Source organism: Enterobacter sp. 168J2, assembly GCF_034107265.1.
GTDB lineage: Bacteria > Pseudomonadota > Gammaproteobacteria > Enterobacterales > Enterobacteriaceae > Enterobacter > Enterobacter nematophilus.
Genome location: NZ_JAWNEB010000001.1, coordinates 272824 through 295409, shown reverse-complemented (window position 1 = coordinate 295409; position 22586 = coordinate 272824). Strand labels below are relative to the sequence as shown.

Genomic DNA, 22586 nt, shown 5'->3' with positions numbered 1-22586 from the left:
ACCGTGAGGGCGTTTTTATTTGTGGTGTCGTCGGTGCTGAACCAGGCTGCGCACAAACAGGTAGCAGAGCGCGCCAAGCGCGCACCAGAACACGGCGCTCAGCAGCCACGCCAGCTCCTGCCAGAAACTCCGCGTTGAGATATACATCAGGCGCATCATGAGCAGACACAGCGGCGCTGCGAGTATGGCACCGAGGAGCGGTTTCACCACCTCCCCTTTACGGGAGAGAAAACTGGCAGCGGCACCCGGCAGCGTGAAGAAGAGCAACCCCAGCTCGGGATGCCCGGACGCCCTGAACGCGCCTTTCACATTAAATGCGAGCGACATACACACGACCGTGAACAGCAAAAAACAGCTGATCACCCCCGCCCAGTTTCGTTTCATATTCAAACTATCCTCCTGACTTATCTCTATCAAATACACATTCGTCGGGTAGACGCCCAGTCAGATAAAGCAGTGCGGCAATCCATGCCAAAGTACGCACAGGGTGATGCGATAATCAGTAGCTGTCAGTAGCTAATGCGATTAAACTACACGCCAGCTAATGTTTTAGGGAATAAAGCAGGAAACAGGGAGCGTTAACGCCTTTCCCTGACCCAGAAAACAGTAGCCCAAAAAGTCCTTTCATTCAACAACTTACTGGTAAACAAGAAGTTAGCCTCCGTGAATATAAACGTCGCAGACTTGTTAAATGGGAATTACATCCTGTTATTATTTGTGGTACTGGCGCTGGGTCTTTGCCTGGGTAAATTGCGCCTGGGTTCGGTTCAACTCGGTAATTCCATTGGCGTTTTAGTCGTCTCCTTATTATTAGGCCAGCAGCACTTCAGCATTAACACGGACGCGCTGAACTTAGGTTTTATGCTGTTTATTTTTTGCGTTGGCGTAGAAGCGGGACCTAACTTTTTTTCAATTTTCTTCCGCGACGGCAAAAATTATCTGATGCTGGCGCTGGTGATGGTCGGCAGCGCGCTGCTGATCGCGTTGGGGCTGGGCAAACTGTTTGGCTGGGATATCGGGCTTACGGCCGGTATGCTGGCCGGTTCCATGACCTCCACCCCCGTGCTCGTGGGCGCTGGTGATACGCTTCGCCATTCCGGCATGGCCGGCGCGCAGCTCTCTACCGCCCTCGACCACCTGAGCCTGGGCTACGCCCTGACCTATCTGATTGGTCTGGTGAGCCTGATCGTTGGCGCGCGCTACCTGCCAAAACTGCAGCACCAGGATCTGCAGACCAGCGCCCAGCAAATCGCGCGCGAGCGCGGCCTGGATACCGATTCCAAACGTAAAGTCTATCTTCCGGTGATCCGCGCCTATCGCGTCGGGCCGGAGCTGGTGGCATGGGCAGACGGCAAAAATCTTCGCGAGCTGGGGATTTACCGCCAGACGGGCTGCTATATCGAACGTATCCGCCGCAACGGCATTCTGGCGAACCCGGACGGCGACGCGGTGCTGCAGATGGGCGACGACATCGCGCTGGTGGGTTACCCGGACGCCCACGCCCGTCTCGACCCGAGCTTCCGTAACGGCAAAGAGGTGTTCGACCGCGACCTGCTCGACATGCGCATCGTCACCGAAGAAATTGTGGTGAAAAACCACAACGCCGTGGGCCGCCGTCTGGCGCAGCTGAAGCTGACCGACCACGGCTGCTTCCTCAACCGCGTGATCCGCAGCCAGATTGAAATGCCTATCGACGACAACGTCGTGCTCAACAAAGGCGACGTTCTGCAGGTCAGCGGCGACGCGCGACGCGTAAAAACCGTTGCCGACCGCATCGGCTTTATCTCCATTCACAGCCAGGTCACCGACCTGCTGGCCTTCTGCGCCTTCTTCATTGTTGGCCTGATGATCGGGATGATCACCTTCCAGTTCAGCAACTTTAGCTTCGGCATCGGTAACGCCGCCGGGCTGCTGTTCGCCGGGATCATGCTGGGCTTCCTGCGAGCCAACCACCCGACCTTCGGCTATATTCCGCAGGGCGCGCTGAACATGGTGAAAGAGTTCGGTCTGATGGTGTTTATGGCGGGCGTTGGCCTAAGCGCCGGCAGCGGCATCGGCCACAGCCTGGGCGCCGTCGGCTGGCAGATGCTGGTGTCCGGCCTTATCGTCAGCCTGGTGCCGGTGGTGATCTGCTTCCTGTTCGGCGCCTACGTGCTGCGCATGAACCGCGCCCTGCTCTTCGGGGCAATGATGGGGGCCCGTACCTGCGCGCCGGCAATGGAAATCATCAGCGATACCGCGCGCAGCAACATCCCGGCGCTGGGGTATGCTGGTACGTACGCTATCGCCAACGTGCTGCTGACGCTGGCGGGTACGCTGATTATCATCATCTGGCCTGGACTCGGATAACTCCTAAGTTTGCGCGTAATGAAAAAATTTTTGTTACGCGCAGAACTTTTTTAGCAGGGGGCAGTCATAACTAGTGCCACTGCTTTTCTTTGATGTCCCCAATTTGTGGAGCCCATCAACCCCGCCGTTTTGGTTCAAGGTTGATGGGTTTTTTGTTGCCTGAAAATAGCAAACAATTTTCAATCGATTCGGTTGGCTCCATTCCGACAAAAATGGAGGGAAAATGTTTTAATTTCACATCACGAAAGTCCAGGCTCAGCTACCTCTAATTTTGGCCGCTGCGTATGAAAGCAGATAGCCAGCTATCAACGCCACAAAACATCCGGCGAGCTTCAACCATGTACTTTCAAACCAGAAGAAAGACCCCAAAGCAAAAATCACAGCCAGAAAGGTGATAGTTCCCTCAATTGCGTGGGACATTAACGATTTTACAAATTTCATTCTGTATTCCTTTGCAATCAATAGGATGCCCTTCAATGAACACGAGGTAAGGCTCTAGCTGTTGTTCAACGAGGAAGTAGACCATATCCAGATTCTCTTTTGACACCATGGCGTACGTAGAGGGATATTTGGTTTTCATCCTTCTTGATGCTCTGGCTGACTCTTCAATAATCCCCTGGAACATAACGACGTTTAACGCTGCTGAAGCACTAAACCGGATAAAATGTTTGTACGCCTGATCGATTGCCAGACGATTCAACATAAGACTCGCGGTTGTCTGTGCCAGTACGATCTGTCCAGCTGTTCGCCCACCAACACTTCCGGCTCCGTAACCCAATTTATTGTTTACAGCCTTTTTACCTTCATCATTGAGTTTTTTATAAAAGGATGTGAAAACAATAGTAATTAGTCTGCGTAAAGGTGACTCAGCATTACCCAGACTTTTGAGCATATAGAAAAAACGCTCCGTCTCAGCCTGGTTTCTTTGTTTAGCGCTATCCCCGGCAAATCCGCTTCCCTCCCAGCTTCTTACAACACCCAGGTAAGCGGTATTTGGTATGGAGGAGATCCCATCGAGAATCCCTAATGCAACCTGTTTAGCGTCCATATCTCATTCTTAGTCATCCTGTCCCGCACAAAGAATATCCAAAGCTCATTAGCGATTCCAGACGATTTTTTCAGTTTAAAAGCAGCCTGGTCTCCTCCCCTCTTCCATCCCCCACATCAAACATATATGATTTATAGAATATGTATTAACTACTCGCAGGTTTGATCATGCTCCACCCACTCCACCTCTTCAAAACCCTCTCCGACGAAACGCGGCTCGCCATCGTCATGCTGCTTCGCGAAGCCGGCGAGCTGTGCGTCTGCGATCTCTGCGCCGCCACCGCCGAATCTCAGCCTAAAGTCTCCCGCCACATGGCTCTGCTGCGCGAGTCCGGGCTGGTTATCGACCGTCGCGAGGGGAAATGGGTCCATTACCGTCTCTCTCCCAACATGCCTGCATGGGCGGCAACCGTTATCGACACCAGCTGGAACTGCCTGCGGGAAGAGACGCGCATGAAGCTGAAAAACCGGCTTCCGGGTTCGTGCTAAACAAAACACATTCACAAAAACAGATATAACGGAGTGAGCGATGTTTCTGGCAGGGGCAATTTTTCTGTTTACGCTGGTGCTGGTCATCTGGCAGCCCAGGGGGCTCAGTATCGGCTGGAGCGCGACCATTGGCGCCGCGCTGGCGCTGGTCAGCGGCGTGATTCACATTAACGATATTCCGGTGGTCTGGAATATCGTCTGGAACGCCACGGCAACGTTTATCGCCGTCATCATCATCAGCCTGCTGCTGGATGAGTCCGGCTTTTTCGAGTGGGCGGCGCTGCACGTAGCCCGCTGGGGAAACGGTCGCGGGCGATTGCTGTTTACTTATATCGTCCTGCTGGGTGCGGCCGTGGCGGCGCTGTTTGCCAATGACGGCGCGGCGCTAATCCTGACACCTATCGTCATCGCCATGCTGCTGGCGCTGGGGTTCAGCAAGCAGGCCACGCTGGCGTTTGTGATGGCGGCAGGCTTTATCGCCGATACCGCCAGCCTGCCGCTGATTGTGTCGAACCTGGTCAACATCGTATCGGCAGACTTCTTTAAGCTGGGGTTCAGCGAATACGCCTCGGTGATGCTCCCCGTTGATATCGCCGCGATTACCGCAACGCTGGTGATGCTGCACCTCTTCTTCCGCAAGGAAATTCCCCGGGAATATGACCTGGCGAAACTTCAGGAGCCCGCGCGGGCCATTCACGATCTCCCGACGTTCAGAACGGGCTGGGTCGTGCTGCTGCTTCTGCTCGTTGGCTTCTTTGTGCTTGAACCTCTCGGCATTCCGGTCAGCGCCATCGCGACCGTCGGCGCGCTGATTTTATTCGCTGTCGCAAAGCGGGGACATGCAATAAACACCGGAAAAGTGCTGCGCGGCGCACCGTGGCAAATTGTTATCTTCTCGCTTGGGATGTATCTGGTGGTATATGGCCTGCGTAATGCCGGGCTGACGGACTCTCTCACAGGCGTGCTGAATAGCCTGGCCGGACACGGGCTGTGGGCCACCACGCTGGGAACCGGGTTCATCACCGCGTTCCTGTCATCCATAATGAACAATATGCCCACGGTGCTGATTGGCGCGCTCTCCATCGAGGGCAGCACGGCAACAGGATTGATCAAGGACGCGATGATTTACGCCAACGTGATTGGCTGCGATCTGGGGCCAAAAATCACGCCTATCGGCAGCCTCGCTACCCTGCTCTGGCTCCACGTGCTGGCGCAGAAAAATATGACGATAACCTGGGGCTACTATTTCCGGACGGGCATCATCATGACGCTGCCGGTCCTGTTTGTGACGCTCGCCGCACTGGCGCTACGTCTCTCCTTCACACTGTAATGAGCCACTGATATGAGCCACATCACCATTTATCACAACCCGGCATGCGGCACCTCGCGCAATACGCTGGAGATGATCCGCAACAGCGGCGCGGAGCCGGAGATTATCCTCTATCTGGAAACCCCGCCGTCGCGCGATAGGCTGACCACCCTGATTGCCGATATGGGCATTTCGGTGCGGGATCTGCTGCGCAAAAACGTGGAGCCGTATGAACAGCTCGGTCTTGCTGAAGATAATTTCACCGACGACCAGCTTATAGACTTCATGCTCCAATACCCGATCCTGATTAACCGTCCGATTGTGGTGACGCCGCTGGGCACCCGCCTGTGCCGCCCGTCTGAAGTCGTCCTCGACATCCTGCCGGACGCGCAGAAAGGAGCGTTTACCAAAGAGGATGGCGAAACCGTCGTGGACGCCAGCGGGAAAAAAATCGAACGCAGGTAAAACAGGCAGGGCGAGTGATGCCTAAGGGTTTTCCTCGCCCGCAATTCTCCCCACCATAGCCCGAATCTCTTCGCGGGTTAACGGTGCCCGGTCGGTCACATAGTGCAGCGTCATCCCTTCGATAAACGCATCCAGCGCGCGGGTGGTAACCGGGTCGAACCACTGCTCCAGCGTGGTCTGGCTCATCTTCATCCAGTCCTGCATTACCGTTTTTAGCGCCGCGCTGCGGTGCATAAAGGCGTAGAGCTGATACATCAGCGCCATGTTGTGCGGCGTGGTCACCTGCGAGCTGTGGATCAGCGTGGTGATGGATTCACACGCCATTTCCGGGCCGGTGACGCCCGCGAAGAAATCCCGGTACTGCTGCGACATCTGCCGGGTAAACCACGTGAAGGCCTCCTCCAGCAGCGGCTCCATGCCGTCGAAATAGTAGGTCATCGACCCCAGCGGCACGCCCGCGCAGGTGGCGATTTTACGGTGCGTAACGGCGTGAATCCCGTGCTCAGCAATGGTGTCCAGCGTTGCCTGCAGGATCTTCTCCCGGCGATGCGGATCGTTCGGTGGTCTGCTCATAAATTCCTCACGTGGTTTGTGTACAAATGTACACAAACTTGCTAGTGTTGTCGCTACTGTTGTACTTCTGGTGCTACCCCAATGACGCTGACCTCTCCCCGTAAAGCCCTGCAGCTCCGCATGTGGGCGCTGTTTATGTTCTTCTTTATTCCCGGTCTGCTGATGGCCTCCTGGGCCACGCGTACGCCCGCCATTCGCGATATTTTGTCCGTCTCCACCGCGGAGATGGGCATCGTGCTGTTCGGCCTGTCGATAGGCTCAATGAGCGGCATTCTCTGCTCCGCGTGGCTGGTTAAGCGCTTTGGCACACGGGCGGTGATCCGCACCACCATGTGCTTCGCGGTCTTCGGGATGATGGTGCTGAGCGTGGCGCTGTGGTTTGCCTCGCCGGTGCTGTTTGCCCTGGGGCTGACGGTATTTGGCGGCAGCTTCGGCTCGGCAGAGGTGGCAATTAACGTTGAAGGGGCAGCGGTCGAGCGCGAGATGAACAAAACCGTGCTGCCCATGATGCACGGCTTTTACAGCCTCGGCACGCTCGCCGGCGCGGGCGTGGGAATGGCGCTGACGGCCACTGGCGTGAGCGCGAACCTGCATATCCTGCTGGCGGCGCTGGTGTGCATCATTCCGATCCTGACCGGCATCCGGGCGATCCCGAACGGCACCGGCAAGAATTCCGCTGAAGAACAGCATTCGACGGAAAAAGGGCTGCCCTTCTACCGCGATTTCCAGCTGATGCTCATCGGCGTGGTGGTGCTGGCGATGGCCTTCGCGGAAGGTTCCGCCAACGACTGGCTGCCGCTGCTGATGGTGGACGGTCACGGCTTTAGCCCGACCTCCGGCTCGCTGATTTACGCCGGGTTTACGCTGGGGATGACCGTGGGTCGCTTCACCGGCGGCTGGTTTATCGACCGCTACAGCCGCGTGGCGGTGGTGCGCGCCAGCGCCCTGCTCGGCGGCCTGGGCATTGCTATGATCGTCTTTGTGGACGTGGACTGGATTGCCGGGGTCTCGGTGATCCTCTGGGGACTGGGCGCGTCGCTCGGCTTCCCGCTGACCATTTCAGCTGCCAGCGACACCGGTCCGGATGCCCCGACCCGCGTCAGCGTGGTGGCAACCACGGGCTACCTCGCCTTCCTGGTCGGGCCGCCGCTGCTTGGTTTCCTCGGCGAGCACTACGGGCTGCGCAGCGCCATGCTGGTGGTGTTAGGGTTGGTTATCATCGCGGCGCTGGTGGCGCGCGCGGTGGCAAAGCCGGAAACGGAACAAACGTCAATGGAGAAGGGATATGAGCGTTAAACTGATCGCCGTCGACATGGATGGCACATTCCTGAGTGATGCCAAGACCTATAACCGCCCGCGCTTTCTGGCGCAGTATGCGCGCATGAAGGAGCAAGGCATTCGCTTCGTGGTCGCCAGCGGCAACCAGTATTACCAGCTGATCTCCTTTTTCCCGGAGATTGCGCATGAAATTGCGTTCGTCGCCGAAAACGGCGGTTGGGTGGTCGATGCCGGGGAAGACGTGTTCAACGGCGAGCTGACAAAAGCGCATTTCACCACCGTGGCCACCGTCTTAAACGATGTTCCCGGCATTGAAATTATCGCCTGCGGGAAAGGCAGCGCCTACACGCTTAAGGCCTATGACGATGCCTTCATTGATATCGCGTCAAAATATTACCACCGCCTCGAAAGGGTGCAGGATTTCGACAGCCTGAACGACATCTTCTTCAAGTTCGGGCTCAACGTTTCCGATGACGAAATTCCGCGCATTCAGGCGCTGCTGCATGAAAAGCTGAGTGACATTATGGTGCCCGTCACCACCGGTCACGGCAGCATTGACCTGATTATCCCCGGCGTACATAAAGCCAACGGCCTGCGGATCCTGCAAGCGTGCTGGGGCATCGAGGACAGCGAGGTGGTGGCCTTTGGCGACAGCGGCAACGACGTGGAGATGCTGCGCCAGTCCGGGTTCAGCTTTGCGATGGCGAATGCCAGGCCGCATATTAAGGCGGAGGCGCGTTTTGAAGCGCCGAACAATAACGAGGAAGGCGTTTTAAACGTGATTGAGAAGGTGCTGGAGGGAGAGGCGCCGTTTAATTGATAGCGTTCGGTCTGGTGACCTCACCCTAACCCTCTCCCCAAAGGGGAGAGGGAAAAAAGATTATGGTTGCAGGGCGTTGCCGACGCGTTTGTCCTTCAGGAACACCACCATCAGGCCAACCCACAGCGCGCCGTTGGCGAGGTTAAACAGGCTGAACAGACCGTTGCCGCCCAGCGCGTAAGCGTGCTTGCTCACCTCTATACCGACGGTAAAAATCAGCATCTGCAGCATACCCATCGCCGCGGAGACCGTACCTTTGCTCATCTCGCTCGCAAACAGGGTCAGGCGCACCAGGCCCGCGTTCGCCACGCCAATCCCGAAGGCATAAATGCTCAGCCCCGCCGTCATCCACAGGTAGGCGTGGGATGACGCGACGGTCGCTACCGCCGCCAGAATCAGCCCTGCCGCAATCGGCCAGCCGCCCATGATAATCAGGGAACGCACGGTGCGGCGAGACGTCAGACGGGCCAGCACCAGGTTACCGATAATCAGCGCGCCAAAGATCGGCACCTGCAGCAGGCCGTACTCGTAGCTGCTGAGCTGTTCGCCGCTGATGATAATAACCGGCGACTGCGCGATCCACGCCAGCAGCGGCAGGCTAACGAACCCGGTCGCCAGCGCGCCCGCCACAAAGCGGCCATTTTTCAGCACTGCTTTGTAATCCCGGCCCAGCTCTTTGAGCGAGAGTTTTTCACCCAGACGGGTAGCCGTTTCCGGCATCGCCCGGTGCAGGCCGAAGAACGCGATGGCGGCGAGAACGGCAAAGAGCACAAACATCCCTTCCCACGGCGCAACGTGCACCCAGGCGGCGCCCACCAGCGGCCCGAGTAAGGGGGCGATCAGCGCCACGTTCGCCATCAGCGCGGTAATTTTGATGCACACCGCCTCTTCAAACGACTCCTGAATGGCGGCATACCCCACGGCGCCGATAAAGCACAGGCTGACCCCCTGCAGGAAGCGCAGCAGGGTAAATTGTTCAATGTTTTGCGCCAGCAGCGTGGCGAGGCAGGTGACGATAAACCACACCACGCCCGTCAGCATTACCGGGCGGCGGCCAATACGATCCGACAGCGGGCCTAACAGCCACTGCAAAAACATGCCGCCGGCCAGATAGGCGGTCATGGAGGTCGGCACCCACTCAATTCCCGCGTTGTACTGCTCCACAACGGCCAGCATACCGGGCTGGATCATATCGTTGCCGATATAGGTAGAGAATTCGTAGAGCACCAGACACAGGGGGAAAAGCAACGCCTGACGACCCAGACGTGAACCAGAAGTAGAACGGTTTAACATGCAATCTCTTTATAATGACAAAATCGCGACGAGTGTAATGAAATGCCGCTGCCCGAGATAGTGATTTATCGAGGAGAAACAGAAATAAAGCACATATCGTCTTCGTTTAAGGTTTCCTTAAGTTGACAGATTTATGATAGCCCGATTATTCGTCAACGACCTCATATTATGGCACTCACCTCCCGCCGCTCAGAATTGTCTAACTTACAGACAAATAAGACAAAACGACTTTACCGCTTACCGCCCCGCTTTTATGGTTATCAGCTTTTAGTGCTGTTAGCCCTTGCCGTGGCGTTTACGTGGCTTTCGCGCGATGAAGCGCTCGACAGATGGACCACCGGCTTTTGGTATGACGCGGCGACGCAGACTTTCCCGCTGCAGAAAGACCACCTGCTGGATCTGCTGAACCATCGTCTGGCGAAGTACATTGCGATTGCCTTAGGCGCCGTGGCGCTGCTTTACGGCGCTTACAAACGTAACGCAAGGCTGGTTACCGCCGCGCTGCTGATGGGGCTTGGCGCGCTGGTGGTCGGCGTGCTGAAAAGCATCAGCCACCACAGCTGCCCGTGGGATCTGGTGGAATATGGCGGTAAGGCAGTGTCTTACCCCCTGTTCAGCGCCGTCCCGGCAGACAGCGGCCCGGGGCGCTGTTTCCCCGGAGGTCATTCCTCCAGCGGCTTTATGGTGATGGGGCTGTTTTTTGCCTTCTGGCGCGAGCGTCCGCGTCTCGCCTGGAGCTTTGTGGTCCTTGGCGCGGTTCTGGGCCTGGCGATGGGCTTCGGCCAGGTGATGCGCGGGGCACATTTTTTCTCTCACAACCTGTGGGCCGGGTGGTGGGTCTGGTTTTCCCAGGTGGCGGTCTACGGGCTGGTTTCCACCCGGTTTGCAAAAGAGTGATTACGCTATGCTAGAGAATCTGAATTATCAGCTGTTTTATCTGATCAACGCCACCCCGGCCTCGCCAGAGTGGATGATTGATTTTGCCACCTTCCTGGCGAAAGACCTTATCAGCATCGTGCCTGCGCTGGCAGCCATTCTCTGGCTGTGGGGGCCCCGCAGCCAGGTCAAGGCGCAGCGCCAGCTGGTGATCAAAGTCGCGATGGCGCTCGGGGTTAGCGTGCTGGTCAGCTATATTCTCGGCCACGCGTTCCCGCACGATCGTCCTTTTGTCGATCGCGTTGGCTACACCTTCCTGCACCACGCGCCGGATGACTCCTTCCCGAGCGATCACGGTACGGTTATCTTCACCTTCGCGCTGGCTTTCCTGTTCTGGCATCGTCTGTGGTCCGGCGCAGTGCTGATGGTGGTCGCTGTGGCCATCGCCTGGTCGCGCGTCTATCTCGGCGTCCACTGGCCGCTGGATATGGTCGGCGGTTTCCTGGTGGGGCTGATTGGCTGCGTGAGCGCGGCTATCCTGTGGAATCTCTTCGGTGAGGCGCTCTACCGGGGGCTCTCTTCGCTGTATCGCGCCATTTTTGCCATCCCGATCCGCAAAGGCTGGATACGTGACTAACCCCAACCGGACAGGTTACACTGAGCCCCCGCCCTGCGGGGGCTCACTTTTTTATCCCGAGGAACTATGGAAACACGACGCGATGACCGCATTGCTCAGCTGCTACAGGCGCTGAAGCGCAGCGATAAGCTGCATCTGAAGGAAGCCGCCAACCTCCTCGGCGTCTCAGAGATGACCATCCGTCGCGATCTGAACAGCGACAGCGCCCCCGTGGTGCTGCTGGGCGGGTACATCGTCCTTGAGCCGCGCAGCGCCAGCCATTATCTGATCAGCGACCAGAAGACGCGGCTGGTTGAAGAGAAGCGCAAAGCCGCTCGCCTTGCGGCCACGCTGGTCCAGCCACACCAGACGCTGTTTTTTGACTGCGGCACCACCACGCCGTGGATTATCGAAGCCATCGACAGCAGCATTCCCTTTACCGCCGTGTGCTACTCCCTGAACACCTTTCTGGCGCTTCAGGAGAAACCCGAGTGCCGGGTGATCCTCTGCGGCGGCGAGTTTCACGCCAGCAACGCCATATTTAAGCCGCTTAACCTGCAGGACACGCTCAGCAATTTATGCCCGGACATCGCGTTTTATTCCGCCGCAGGCGTGAACGTCCGCCAGGGTGCAACCTGCTTTAATCTGGAGGAGCTGCCGGTGAAGCACTGGGCGCTAAATGCCGCGCAGTACCATGTGCTGGTGGTCGATCACAGTAAGTTTGGCAAGGTGCGTTCGGCAAGAATGGGCGAGCTGGCGCAGTTTGACGCCATCGTCAGCGATTGCCGCCCGGACGACGAGATTGTGGCCCATGCAAAGGCGCAGCAGGTGAAGTTAATGTATTAAGAGGGGTGCGGCCTGACGCCCTCACCCCGGCCCTCTCCCACTGGGAGAGGGAAAAACCGGTTTAACTGAACCAGCTGCCAAACCAGCTATGGAATTTCATCAACACGAAATCCCACATCCGGCTGAAGAAGCCTCCCTCTTCCACCGCTTCCATCACAATCAGCGGACGTTGTTCAATCGACTTGCCGTTTAGCTGGAAATCAATCGTCCCGACCACCTGGCCTTTTTTCAGCGGCGCGGTGAGCTGCGGCTCGGTCAGGGTAAAGCTGGCCTTCAGGTTCTTCAGCTGACCGCGCGGAATGGTCACGGAACCGGCCTCACCCGCCCCCAGATTCACCTCGCTCTTGTCACCAAACCAGACGCGCTGGCTGACGAACGTGGCGTCCGGTTTAATCGGCGTCACGGTTTCAAAAAAGCGGAAGCCCCAGGTCAGCAGTTTTTCTGATTCGTTAAAGCGGATGCGGTCGGTTTTGGTACCCAGCACCACCGAGATCAGGCGCATGTCGCCCTGCGTCGCGGAGGCCACCAGGTTGTAGCCCGCGCCCGCCGTGGTGCCGGTCTTCATTCCGTCCACGTTGACGTTGCTGCTCCACAGCAGGCGGTTGCGGTTCGGCTGGCGAATTTTGTTGAAGGTAAACTCTTTCTCTTTGTGGATGGCGTATTCATCCGGCACGTCGTGGATTAGCGCTTTCCCCAGCAGAGCCATGTCGCGCGCGGTGCTGAACTGTCCCGGCGCATCCAGGCCGTGAACCGTTTTGAAGGTGGTGTTGGTTAAGCCGAGCTTCTGCGCATAGCCATTCATCAAACCAATGAAAGAATCCTGACTGCCGGCAACGTAGTCGGCCAGCGCGATGCATGCATCATTTCCCGATTGAATGATTACCCCTTTGTTCAGATCGGAGACGGAGACCTGATCGCCAGGCTTCAGGAACATCACCGACGAGCCCCGCAGCGCCGGGTTGCCGGTCGCCCAGGCGTCCTTCCCGATGGTGACCATATCGTCCAGCTTGATCTTGCCCGCTTTTAACGCCTGCCCGACCACATAGCTGGTCATAATTTTGGTCAGGCTGGCCGGATCGAGTTTCTCATCCGCATTGCCTTCCACCAGCACCTTACCGCTGGAATAGTCCATCAGGATCCAGGCGCGCGCGTCCACAGGCGGCGCTTCGGGCGCAGCCTGTTCAGCCGCGTAGAGTGTTGGTGCAAACAGGAAAAGGAGCGCAGAGCCTGCCGCCAGGCTGCGCAGAGAAGTCATTTTTCGCGTCATAAATGCCACCCGAGTGTCCATTCAAAAATTACGTCACATCACCGTGTCGCAAGAAGCGATGAGTAATAGCGCACTAAAACGGTTAAAGAAACCCAACGAGGGTAAAGTTATTAAAGTTTATGCAATAACATTCATTTACGCTTTGATTCAGGCGATTTTTTTGTCTTCTGTTGCGTAATTGTTAGGTTTATCTCACCATGGCAAAAAGCCGACCCGGATTCACACTCATCAGGAGTAAATATGATTACGCTGTGGGGCAGAAACAATTCGACCAACGTTAAGAAAGTGCTCTGGACGCTGGAGGAACTGGATTTACCGTTTAACCAAATCATGGCTGGCATGTCGTTCGGCGTGAACAAAGAGGCCGACTATCTGGCGATGAACCCGAACGGCCTGGTGCCGCTGCTGCGCGATGACGAAACAGACGCGACGCTTTGGGAGTCCAACACCATTGTGCGTTACCTCGCCGCCCAGTACGGTCTTGGCCGCCTGTGGGTTGAAAACCCGGCGCAGCGCGCGCAGGGTGAGAAGTGGATGGACTGGGCGAACCAGACGCTTTCACCCACCCACCGCGTGATCCTGATGGGGTTAGTCAGAACCCCTGAGGCCGAGCGCGACTACCCTGCCATTCACGCCGCGCAGGATGCCTGCGAAAACCTGTTTGCCATGATGGACGATGAGCTGGCGAAGCACGCCTGGTTCTCCGGCGAGGCGTTCGGCGTGGGCGATATCGCCGTAGCGCCGTTCGTCTGGAACCTGACTAACCTCGGTCTGAAATGGACGCCGCGCCCTAACCTTGACCGCTGGCTTAAGCAGCTTAGCGAGCGCCCGGCGTACCGTAACGTGGTGATGATCCCGGTAACCTGATTACGCACCGGACGGGCTAACTTTTAATAGCTGCCCGTCCGTTTCGTCGGTCAGGACATACAGATAGCCATCCGGCCCCACCCGCACATCGCGAATACGTTGCTCCCGGTCGCCCAGGATCCGCCCGTCCTCCGTAACCTTATTGCCGTCCACGCTCAGCACGATCACGTCCTTTTCCTTCAGCGCCCCAATAAACAGCTTGTTTTTCCACTGCGGGAACACGTCGCTGTTGTAGAACGCCATGCCGCTGACCGCGGGCGACACTTTCCAGACAAACAGCGGCTTTTCGGCGCCCTCAACGTGCTCGCCTTTGGCTTCCGGAATTTTCAGCCCGCTGTAGTTGATGCCGTGCGTCGCCAGCGGCCAGCCGTAATTTTTACCCTTCTCGGGGATGTTGATTTCATCCCCGCCGCGCGGGCCGTGCTCGTTCAGCCAAAGCGTGTCGCTCCACGGGTTCATCGCCATCCCCTGCGGGTTACGAATGCCGTAGGACCAGATTTCAGGCCGCGCGCCGGAGGTGTTCACAAAGGGGTTATCCTCAGGGATTTTGCCGTCTTCGGTGAGGCGCACCACTTTACCCTGCAGCTTGTCCAGATCCTGCGCCGTCGGGCGCTGGTTGTTCTCGCCGAGTCCGATAAAGAGATACCCTTTGCCGTCGAACACCAGTCGCCCACCAAAATGGTTACCGGTAGAGAGTTTCGGCATCTGGCGGAACACCACCTGGAATCCCTCGATGCGGGAAAGATCGTCGCTCAGGCGGCCATAGCCCACCGCCGTTCCGGCCTTGCCGTCATGCCCGGCTTCGGCGTAGCTCAGCCAGACGCGGCGCGACTTTTCAAAATCCGGCGCCAGCACCACGTCCAGGAGTCCTCCCTGGCCGTTCGCCCACACCTTCGGCACGCCGACAATGGGATCGGAAAGTCCTTTCCCGGCCTGCCAGCGCTTGAGCTGCCCGCCCTTAAGCGTGACCAGTAAACCATCATTGCCCGGCAGGAACGCCATCGACCAGGGGTGATCGAGTCGGTTTTGCAGCACCTCAACCTTTATCGCCTCTGGCGCAGCAAGAAGCGAAAACGGAATGAACAATGCAGGCAGGAAAATCAACGAGGATCGAGGCATAACGCGCTCCTTTTTCGGCATATGGCATAAAGATTAGCCATTACCTCCGGGCGCGTTACCACTTTTACAAAAGCTTAATCAGATGGGGGGAGTTGCCTCCCCCCGAACTCAGTGCTGTGCAAGCGTCTCGTGCTTGTTAAGACACATGATGCAAAGAGAGAGCGTTGTCAGGCAGTTTTCAAGCTTCTCCGCGTTAACAGCGATAAAATTCGGGCAGTCGTGGCGTCCGTTCATCAAACATACCCCTGCAATGGAGAGCACCTCAGCGGCGCGACGCAGCGCCATCAGCTCGCATTCATCGTATTCCGCCTTCAGGGTCGGTGCTTTTTCACGCATGAAATTACACAGTTCAAACAGATTATCACGCAGATGTTCGCTTTCGCTGACTGACATATAGCCCTTTGCCTTCCTGAGCTGCAGATAGGCGGCCAGGTCGATTCGGGCGTTGATCAGCTTGTTAAGCAGATCGCGTTTCAGTCTGTCAACGGACATGCTATTTCCTCCTCTGTCAGCCATGTTGCACATTCAGAATAAGTTCATTTTTTGTACAGTTTAATGCCTGAGATCAATTATTCTTAACCGATTAACATTATTTACAATGTTACAACCTCTACCCGACCCATCCGGCTTGCAAAGAGTGTATAAATCCCACGCGATACGCTGTAAAATCCCGCCCTGATAACTCCATAATTGATGAATTTTTAACCTATGAGCAATGTTACGCACCAGCCGAAAATCGGCTTCGTCTCCCTGGGCTGTCCGAAAAACCTGGTGGATTCCGAACGCATCCTGACCGAACTGCGCACCGAAGGCTATGACGTGGTGCCAAGCTACGACAACGCCGATATGGTGATCGTTAACACCTGCGGCTTTATCGACAGCGCGGTGCAGGAGTCACTGGAAGCCATCGGTGAAGCCCTGACGGAAAACGGCAAAGTGATTGTTACCGGCTGTCTGGGCGCGAAAGTGGATCAAATCCGCGAAGTGCACCCGAAGGTGCTGGAGATCACCGGCCCGCACAGCTACGAGCAGGTGCTGGAACATGTTCATCACTACGTGCCAAAACCGAAGCACAACCCGTTCCTGAGCCTAGTGCCGGAACAGGGCGTGAAGCTGACGCCGCGTCACTACGCCTACCTGAAAATTTCCGAAGGCTGCAACCATCGCTGCACCTTCTGCATTATCCCGTCCATGCGTGGCGATCTGGTGAGCCGTCCGATTGGCGAAGTGCTGGCGGAAGCTAAACGTCTGGCCGATGCGGGCGTGAAGGAGCTGCTGGTGATTTCCCAGGACACCTCGGCCTACGGCGTGGACGTCAAGCACCGCTCCGGGTTCCACAACGGCGAGCCGGTGAAAACCAGCATGGTCGGCCTGTGCGAGCAGCTGTCCAAGCTCGGTATCTGGACGCGACTGCACTACGTCTACCCTTACCCGCACGTTGACGACGTGATCCCGCTGATGGCGGAAGGCAAAATCCTGCCGTATCTGGATATCCCGCTGCAGCACGCCAGCCCGCGCATCCTGAAGCTGATGAAGCGTCCAGGCTCCGTTGACCGCCAGCTGGCGCGCATCAAGCAGTGGCGCGAGATCTGCCCGGAACTGACCCTGCGCTCCACCTTCATCGTCGGCTTCCCTGGTGAAACCGAAGAAGATTTCCAGATGCTGCTCGACTTCCTGAAAGAAGCGCGTCTTGACCGCGTAGGCTGCTTCAAGTACAGCCCGGTAGAAGGCGCAACCGCCAACGAGCTGGCGGATCAGGTGCCGGAAGAGGTGAAAGAAGAGCGCTGGAACCGCTTCATGCAGCTGCAGCAGCAGATCTCCGCCGAGCGTCTGCAGGAGAAAGTGGGCCGTGAGATCATGGTTATCATCGACGAGGTGGACGAAGAAGGCGCGATTGGCCGCAGCATGGCGGATGCCCCCGAAATCGACGGCGCGGTGTACCTGAACGGCGAAACCAACGTTAAGCCGGGTGATATTATTCGCGTGAAGGTAGAAAACGCGGATGAATATGACCTGTGGGGTAGCCGGGTTTAATCTCACCCCTCTGTTGTAGGCCGGGTAAGGCGTAGCCGCCACCCGGCACATTTCACTGCACTACCCCTTAATCCTCGGATCCAGCGCATCGCGCAGCCCGTCCCCCAGCAGGTTAAACGCCAGCACGGTCAGAAAAATCGCCAGACTCGGGAAGATCGCCACGTGTGGCGCAATCACCATATCCGCCCTCGCCTCGTTCAGCATCGCGCCCCACTCCGGCGTCGGAGGCTGCGCCCCCAAACCCAGAAACGACAGGCTCGCCGCCGAAATAATCGACACGCCGATACGCATGGTAAAATAGACTACGATGGACGACACGGTCCCCGGCAGAATATGGCTGAACAGGATCGTGGCATCGCTGGCCCCCATGCTGCGGGCGGACTCGATAAACGTCTGCTGCTTCAGCACCAGCGTGTTGCCGCGCACCAGACGGGCGAAGGCCGGAATCGAGAAGACCGCCACCGCAATGATGACGTTCGCCATACCGCTCCCCATGATCGCCACCACGGCAATCGCCAGCAGAATGCCGGGGAAAGCAAACAGCACGTCGCAGATGCGCATGATGATGCGGTCCCACCAGCCTTCGTAATACCCGGCGACGAGCCCCAGCACGGTGCCGATGGCCGCGCCGATCAGTACCGCGACGACTCCGGCGGCAAGCGAGATCTGCGCCCCCACCAGCACGCGGCTGAAGATATCGCGGCCGAGTGAGTCCACGCCGAACCAGTGCAGCATTGAGGGGCCGTCGTTCAGGCGGTCGTAATCAAAGTAGTTTTCCGCATCAAACGGCGCTACCCACGGCGCAACGATCGCCACCGCAATCAGCACCAGCACGAACAGCCCCGCCGCCATCGCAACCGGCTGACGGCGAAAACGCCGCCAGAATTCGGACCACGGCGTGCGGACATGCTCCGGTTTCAGCCCCGGCATCGCGTTCAAAACGGCCTGACGCCGCCAGTTCAACAATCGCATCTTACTTATACCTGATGGCCGGGTTAATGGCGGCGTAGAGCACGTCCACCACTAAGTTGATAAGAATAAACTCCAGCGAGAAAAGCAGGACTTCCGCCTGAATCACCGGGTAGTCGCGCATCTCGACGGAATCGACCAGCAGGCGCCCCAGCCCCGGCCAGTTGAAGACCTTTTCCACGACGATAGAGCCACCCAGCAGGAAACCAAACTGCAGCCCCATCATCGTCACCACCGGGATCATCGCATTGCGGAACCCGTGCTTGAGAATAACCCACTTCTCGCTGACCCCTTTCGCCCGCGCGGTGCGAATATAATCTTCGCTCAGCACGTCCACGAACGAGGCGCGGGTAAAGCGCGCCATCACCGCCGACACGGCAGCGCCCAGCGTCATAGAGGGCAGAATGTAATGCTTCCAGGTATCGGCCCCGACGGTCGGCAGCCAGCCCAGCTCGACGGAGAAGATCTGCATCAGCAGCATCCCCAGCGCGAACGCCGGAAAGGAGATGCCGGTCACCGCCAGCGCCATGCCGAGCTTGTCCGGCCAGCGGTTGCGCCAGACGGCAGCAATAATCCCCGCGCCAAGCCCAAACACCACCGCCCAGCCCATGCTGGCAATCGTTAACCAGAACGTGGGCATAAAGCGGCTGGCAATCTCCTCCGACACCGGACGCCGCGACACCATCGAGATACCAAAGTCGCCCTGTAGAACGTTGCACATATAGTGCAGAAACTGCATATACAGCGGCTGGTCGAGGCCCAGCTGTTTACGCACCAGCTCAATGACGGTGGCATCCGCCTCTGGCCCTGCAACCAGGCGAGCCGGATCGCCCGGCAGCATATGGACAAACAAAAACACCAGTACCGCCACTATCAGCAGCGTCGGGATAAGCCCCAGCAGGCGTTTACAAACATAATTCAGCATGAGGTTTATTTTAGATCCGCATCGTCAAAGCTAAAGCCGGTGTCCGGCATGATGTAGAATCCGGTCAGCGCTTTGTTATGGGCTGAGACCAGTTTCTCCACCACCAGCGGCACCCACGGTGACTCTTTCCAGATAATGTCCTGCGCGTCTTTGTAGAGGCGGGCTTTCTCTTCCGGTTTGGTCGTCTTCAGGGCATCGGCCAGGTCTTTATCGACCTGCGGATTGCTGTAAAACGCGGTGTTGAACAGGGTTGGCGGCCAGTTCTGCGAAGCAAACAGCGGCGACAGCGCCCAGTCGGCTTCCCCGGTCGAGGCCGTCCAGCCGGTGTAGAACATCCGCACGCCGCTCTCTTTCTGCCCTTTCCCCTCAACCTCTGCCGCACGCTGTCCGGCATCCATCGCGGTGACCTGCGCCTTAATTCCCACCTGCGCCAGCTGCTGCTGGGTGAACTGCAGCACCTTCTGGGCGGTACTGTGATTATGCGACGACCACAGCGTGGTGCTGAAGCCGTTCGGGAAGCCCGCCTCTTTCAGCAGCTCGCGCGCTTTGGCCGGATCGTACGGCCACGGCTGATAGCTTTGCGCATAGGCGATGGCCGGGGGCAGCACGCCGGTAGCCGGGGTGGCATAGCCGGCAAAAGCAACCTTCACCAGCGCCTGACGGTTAATGGCGTAGTTGATGGCTTCACGCACCTTCGGGTTATCGAACGGCTTCTGCGTGACGTTCATGCTGATGTAGCGCTGCATGATAGACGGGCTGGCAACCAGCTCCAGCTTGCTGTTTTTCTGCAATATCGCGGCCTGCTCGTACGGGATCGGGAAGGCAAACTGTGCCTCGCCGGTTTGCAGCATCGCCGCGCGGGTGTTGTTGTCCACCACCGGGCGCCAGGTGATGGTGTCCAGCTTCGGCAGCCCCTTCTGCCAGTATCCCGCGAATTTTTTCACCTTCACGAAATCGGTCTGGTTCCAGGTGAGCAGCTCGTACGGCCCGGTTCCCACCGGGTGGAAGCCGATCTCTTTACCGTACTTTTTCAGCGCGGCGGGCGAGATCATCGCCGTCGCCGGATGCGCCAGAATATTGATGAACGCCGAGAATGGCTCTTTCAGGGTGATTTTTACCGTCGCCGGGTCGACGACCTCGGTGCTGGCGATATTTTTATACAGGTTATAGCGCTTGAGGCTGTTTTGAGGATTGCTGGCACGGTCGAGGTTGACCTTTACCCCCTCCGCATTGAAATCTGTCCCGTCCTGGAACTTCACGCCGGAACGGAGCTTGATGGTATAAACCAGCCCGTCGTCGGAAACGGTGTACCCCTCCGCCAGCACGTTTTTCAGCTTCATCTCTTTGTCGAGGCCAAACAGCCCCTGATAGAACGATTTCGCCACCGCCTGGGAGAGCGTGTCGTTGGCGTCGTACGGATCGAGCGTGGTGAAGTTGGAGCCGACGGCAACCACCACATCTTTGGCGGCGAACGCGGGGGCAGCGGCCAGGGCTGCCGTCACGCTCGCGGCTAACAACCATCTACGCGCTACAAATGTAACCATTGTGTTCTCCTGCCTGTTGTAAGTTATAACCGTGAGAAGGCATTGTCCTGGCGCGGGGGAGCCACGAAGTGGCCCGGACCAACCTCACGCAGCGTGACGCGCTCCATGGCCTCACCGCGTTTACGTATGTTGCTCGGCATCTCATCCTGCAGCAGCACGCGCTGGCCGTGGCGGTGCGCGGGATCGGCAACCGGGACCGCCGCGATAAGCTTGCGGGTGTAAGGGTGCTGCGGGTTCTCGAACACCGCCCTTCGCGGGCCAATCTCCACGATTTGCCCCATAAACATCACCGCCACGCGATGGCTGATGCGCTCTACCACCGCCATATCGTGCGAGATAAACAGGAAGGCAATCCCCATATCCCGCTGTAAATCCAGCAACAGGTTGATGATTTGCGCCCGGATCGAGACATCCAGCGCCGAGACGGACTCATCCGCAATCACCACCTTCGGGTTCAGCGCCAGCGCGCGGGCGATGCAGATACGCTGCCGCTGCCCGCCGGAAAACTCGTGTGGATAACGCCAGGCGTGTTCCGGCTTCAGGCCAACGCGCTCCAGCAGCCAGGCAACGCGACGCTGCGCCGCCTCGCCGTCGAGCAGGTTATGCACCCGCAGCGGCTCCATAATTGAGTACCCTACCGTATGGCGCGGGTCGAGAGAGGCATACGGATCCTGGAAGATAAACTGAATATCCCGGCGGACCGCCTGTAATTTATTATCCGGCAGGGTGTCGATACGTTCCCCATTAAAGGTTATCGTCCCCTCCTGCGTCTCCACGAGCCTGAGCAGCGCCCGCCCGGTGGTGGATTTCCCGCAGCCGGACTCCCCTACCAGCGCCAGCGTTTCACCCGGCCAGAGATCGAAACTGACGTTTTCCACCGCATGCACTTCGCGCTTCAGGCGGTTGAAAATTCCGCTGCGCAGCGGAAAGCGGGTTACCAGATTGCGCACTTCAAGTATCGGTTTGCCCGGCACCACGGTGTCCTGCTCGCGTTCATCCTCCTGCGGCTCTGTCGCCTCCAGGGAAATCAGCGGAAAGCGGCGCGGCAAATCGCTGCCGTTCATCGCCCCAAGGCGCGGCACCGCCGCCAGCAGCGCTTTGGTGTATGGATGCACGGGAGCATGGAAAATCTGCTCGACCACGCCGGTTTCCACAGCATTGCCCTTGTGCATCACCAGCACCCGATCGGCGATGTCGGCCACTACGCCCATATCGTGGGTGATGAAAATCACCCCCATCTCCATTTCCTGCTGCAGCACTTTGATGAGCTGCAGGATCTGCGCCTGAATCGTCACGTCCAGCGCCGTCGTCGGCTCATCGGCGATCAGCACCGCCGGACGGCAGGAGAGCGCCATGGCAATCATAACCCGCTGGCGCATGCCGCCGGAAAGCTGATGCGGGTAGCGCCCCAGAATGGCCTGCGCCTCCGGAATGCGCACCAGCTCCAGCATCCGTCGGGCCTCTTTGAGCGCCTCATCGCCGCTCAGCCCCTGATGCAGCCGGATGGACTCGGCTATTTGCTCCCCGACCGGGAAAACCGGGTTGAGCGAGGTCATCGGCTCCTGGAAGATCATCGCGATATCCGCCCCGCGCACGCCCTGCATCTGCGCGTCGCTTAGCTCGTTTAAATCGATGACCTGACGGTTACGGCGGCGCAGGAGCATTTTCTCGCTGCTGATTTGCCCGCCCGTCTGTTCCAGCAGGCGCATCAGCGCCAGCGCGGTGACCGATTTACCGGAACCGGACTCGCCGACAATCGCCAGCGTCTCGCCGCGCCTGAGCGAGAACGATAAATTCTGTACTGCGGGGATGAACTGCCGCTCTTCCTGAAACGCAATATTCAGCTGATGGACAGCCAGCACCTCGCGGTTGTCCAGTTCTTCAGTGTGCGGCACGCGCT

At 57.9% G+C, this 22586-nt stretch carries 22 protein-coding genes; 11 read left to right on the top strand and 11 right to left on the bottom strand.

The window, feature by feature from the left end; translation table 11 throughout:
• Positions 1 to 15: 15 nt before the first annotated feature.
• Positions 16 to 384, bottom strand: a complete 369-nt coding sequence (locus USG84_RS01400; RefSeq protein ID WP_061098753.1) for an inner membrane protein YbjM — start codon at positions 382 to 384, stop codon at positions 16 to 18.
• Positions 385 to 663: 279 nt separating this feature from the next.
• On the opposite strand from USG84_RS01400, the gene USG84_RS01395 reads away from it, so the two are divergent.
• A complete protein-coding gene (locus USG84_RS01395) occupies positions 664 to 2349 on the top strand; it encodes an aspartate:alanine antiporter (RefSeq protein ID WP_014169303.1) in 1686 nt (561 codons plus the stop codon).
• 403 nt (positions 2350 to 2752) lie between these two features.
• On the opposite strand, the gene USG84_RS01390 is transcribed toward USG84_RS01395, so the two are convergent.
• Positions 2753 to 3397: a hypothetical protein gene (locus USG84_RS01390; RefSeq protein ID WP_151412799.1), complete on the bottom strand. Its 645-nt coding sequence runs from the start codon at positions 3395 to 3397 to the stop codon at positions 2753 to 2755.
• A gap of 167 nt (positions 3398 to 3564) precedes the next feature.
• Between USG84_RS01390 and USG84_RS01385 the strand changes: the two genes are divergently transcribed.
• Genes USG84_RS01385 through arsC form a run of 3 tightly spaced genes read left to right on the top strand, consistent with a single transcriptional unit; the run spans position 3565 to position 5659 of the window.
• Positions 3565 to 3885, top strand: a complete 321-nt coding sequence (locus USG84_RS01385; RefSeq protein WP_151412798.1) for a metalloregulator ArsR/SmtB family transcription factor — start codon at positions 3565 to 3567, stop codon at positions 3883 to 3885.
• A 40-nt stretch (positions 3886 to 3925) separates the two neighbouring features.
• Positions 3926 to 5215 (top strand): arsenic transporter, encoded by a 1290-nt coding sequence (locus USG84_RS01380; protein ID WP_253541354.1) that lies wholly within the window; start codon positions 3926 to 3928, stop codon positions 5213 to 5215.
• Between the two features lie 12 nt (positions 5216 to 5227).
• Positions 5228 to 5659: a glutaredoxin-dependent arsenate reductase gene (gene arsC / locus USG84_RS01375; RefSeq protein WP_151412797.1), complete on the top strand. Its 432-nt coding sequence runs from the start codon at positions 5228 to 5230 to the stop codon at positions 5657 to 5659.
• A gap of 21 nt (positions 5660 to 5680) precedes the next feature.
• Here the strand turns inward: arsC and USG84_RS01370 are convergent, their stop codons facing one another.
• Entirely contained in the window at positions 5681 to 6232 is a 552-nt protein-coding gene (locus USG84_RS01370) for a TetR/AcrR family transcriptional regulator (protein WP_045327381.1), read from the bottom strand.
• 81 nt (positions 6233 to 6313) lie between these two features.
• On the opposite strand from USG84_RS01370, the gene USG84_RS01365 reads away from it, so the two are divergent.
• Together USG84_RS01365 and USG84_RS01360 are read left to right on the top strand one after the other, a co-directional pair.
• Positions 6314 to 7528 carry an MFS transporter gene (locus USG84_RS01365; RefSeq protein ID WP_320738112.1) on the top strand — a complete coding sequence of 405 codons (1215 nt, stop codon included), beginning with the start codon at positions 6314 to 6316 and terminating at the stop codon, positions 7526 to 7528.
• Positions 7518 to 8330 carry a Cof-type HAD-IIB family hydrolase gene (locus USG84_RS01360; RefSeq protein WP_151412796.1) on the top strand — a complete coding sequence of 271 codons (813 nt, stop codon included), beginning with the start codon at positions 7518 to 7520 and terminating at the stop codon, positions 8328 to 8330. The genes USG84_RS01365 and USG84_RS01360 overlap by 11 nt, the downstream gene beginning before the upstream one ends.
• A 60-nt stretch (positions 8331 to 8390) precedes the next feature.
• Here the strand turns inward: USG84_RS01360 and USG84_RS01355 are convergent, their stop codons facing one another.
• Positions 8391 to 9623: an MFS transporter gene (locus USG84_RS01355; protein ID WP_151412795.1), complete on the bottom strand. Its 1233-nt coding sequence runs from the start codon at positions 9621 to 9623 to the stop codon at positions 8391 to 8393.
• 168 nt (positions 9624 to 9791) lie between these two features.
• Between USG84_RS01355 and USG84_RS01350 the strand changes: the two genes are divergently transcribed.
• From USG84_RS01350 to deoR, 3 genes are all read left to right on the top strand, one after another.
• Positions 9792 to 10520 carry a phosphatase PAP2 family protein gene (locus USG84_RS01350; RefSeq protein ID WP_151412794.1) on the top strand — a complete coding sequence of 243 codons (729 nt, stop codon included), beginning with the start codon at positions 9792 to 9794 and terminating at the stop codon, positions 10518 to 10520.
• A 7-nt stretch (positions 10521 to 10527) separates the two neighbouring features.
• A complete protein-coding gene (ybjG, locus tag USG84_RS01345) occupies positions 10528 to 11136 on the top strand; it encodes an undecaprenyl-diphosphate phosphatase (protein ID WP_151412793.1) in 609 nt (202 codons plus the stop codon).
• 66 nt (positions 11137 to 11202) lie between these two features.
• Complete coding sequence (gene deoR, locus USG84_RS01340) at positions 11203 to 11961, top strand: DNA-binding transcriptional repressor DeoR (RefSeq protein WP_047368171.1); 759 nt, start codon at positions 11203 to 11205, stop codon at positions 11959 to 11961.
• A 61-nt stretch (positions 11962 to 12022) separates the two neighbouring features.
• On the opposite strand, the gene dacC is transcribed toward deoR, so the two are convergent.
• Positions 12023 to 13228 carry a serine-type D-Ala-D-Ala carboxypeptidase gene (gene dacC, locus USG84_RS01335; protein WP_151412792.1) on the bottom strand — a complete coding sequence of 402 codons (1206 nt, stop codon included), beginning with the start codon at positions 13226 to 13228 and terminating at the stop codon, positions 12023 to 12025.
• Positions 13229 to 13468: 240 nt separating this feature from the next.
• Between dacC and USG84_RS01330 the strand changes: the two genes are divergently transcribed.
• Entirely contained in the window at positions 13469 to 14095 is a 627-nt protein-coding gene (locus USG84_RS01330; RefSeq protein WP_061098766.1) for a glutathione S-transferase family protein, read from the top strand.
• On the opposite strand, the gene USG84_RS01325 is transcribed toward USG84_RS01330, so the two are convergent.
• Both USG84_RS01325 and bssR read right to left on the bottom strand, forming a co-directional pair.
• On the bottom strand, positions 14096 to 15214 hold the full coding sequence (locus USG84_RS01325) for a PQQ-dependent sugar dehydrogenase (RefSeq protein WP_253541350.1): 1119 nt from the start codon (positions 15212 to 15214) through the stop codon (positions 14096 to 14098).
• Positions 15215 to 15322: 108 nt separating this feature from the next.
• Complete coding sequence (bssR, locus tag USG84_RS01320) at positions 15323 to 15706, bottom strand: biofilm formation regulator BssR (protein ID WP_028012482.1); 384 nt, start codon at positions 15704 to 15706, stop codon at positions 15323 to 15325.
• Positions 15707 to 15922: 216 nt separating this feature from the next.
• On the opposite strand from bssR, the gene rimO reads away from it, so the two are divergent.
• Positions 15923 to 17248 (top strand): 30S ribosomal protein S12 methylthiotransferase RimO, encoded by a 1326-nt coding sequence (rimO, locus tag USG84_RS01315; RefSeq protein ID WP_252002663.1) that lies wholly within the window; start codon positions 15923 to 15925, stop codon positions 17246 to 17248.
• Between the two features lie 60 nt (positions 17249 to 17308).
• On the opposite strand, the gene gsiD is transcribed toward rimO, so the two are convergent.
• Genes gsiD through gsiA form a run of 4 tightly spaced genes read right to left on the bottom strand, consistent with a single transcriptional unit; the run spans position 17309 to position 22581 of the window.
• Positions 17309 to 18220: a glutathione ABC transporter permease GsiD gene (gene gsiD, locus USG84_RS01310; RefSeq protein WP_061098769.1), complete on the bottom strand. Its 912-nt coding sequence runs from the start codon at positions 18218 to 18220 to the stop codon at positions 17309 to 17311.
• 1 nt (position 18221) lies between these two features.
• On the bottom strand, positions 18222 to 19142 hold the full coding sequence (gsiC, locus tag USG84_RS01305) for a glutathione ABC transporter permease GsiC (protein WP_061098770.1): 921 nt from the start codon (positions 19140 to 19142) through the stop codon (positions 18222 to 18224).
• A gap of 5 nt (positions 19143 to 19147) precedes the next feature.
• Positions 19148 to 20686, bottom strand: a complete 1539-nt coding sequence (gene gsiB / locus USG84_RS01300; protein WP_320738111.1) for a glutathione ABC transporter substrate-binding protein GsiB — start codon at positions 20684 to 20686, stop codon at positions 19148 to 19150.
• Positions 20687 to 20709: 23 nt separating this feature from the next.
• Positions 20710 to 22581: a glutathione ABC transporter ATP-binding protein GsiA gene (gsiA, locus tag USG84_RS01295; protein WP_151412791.1), complete on the bottom strand. Its 1872-nt coding sequence runs from the start codon at positions 22579 to 22581 to the stop codon at positions 20710 to 20712.
• Positions 22582 to 22586: the final 5 nt, after the last annotated feature.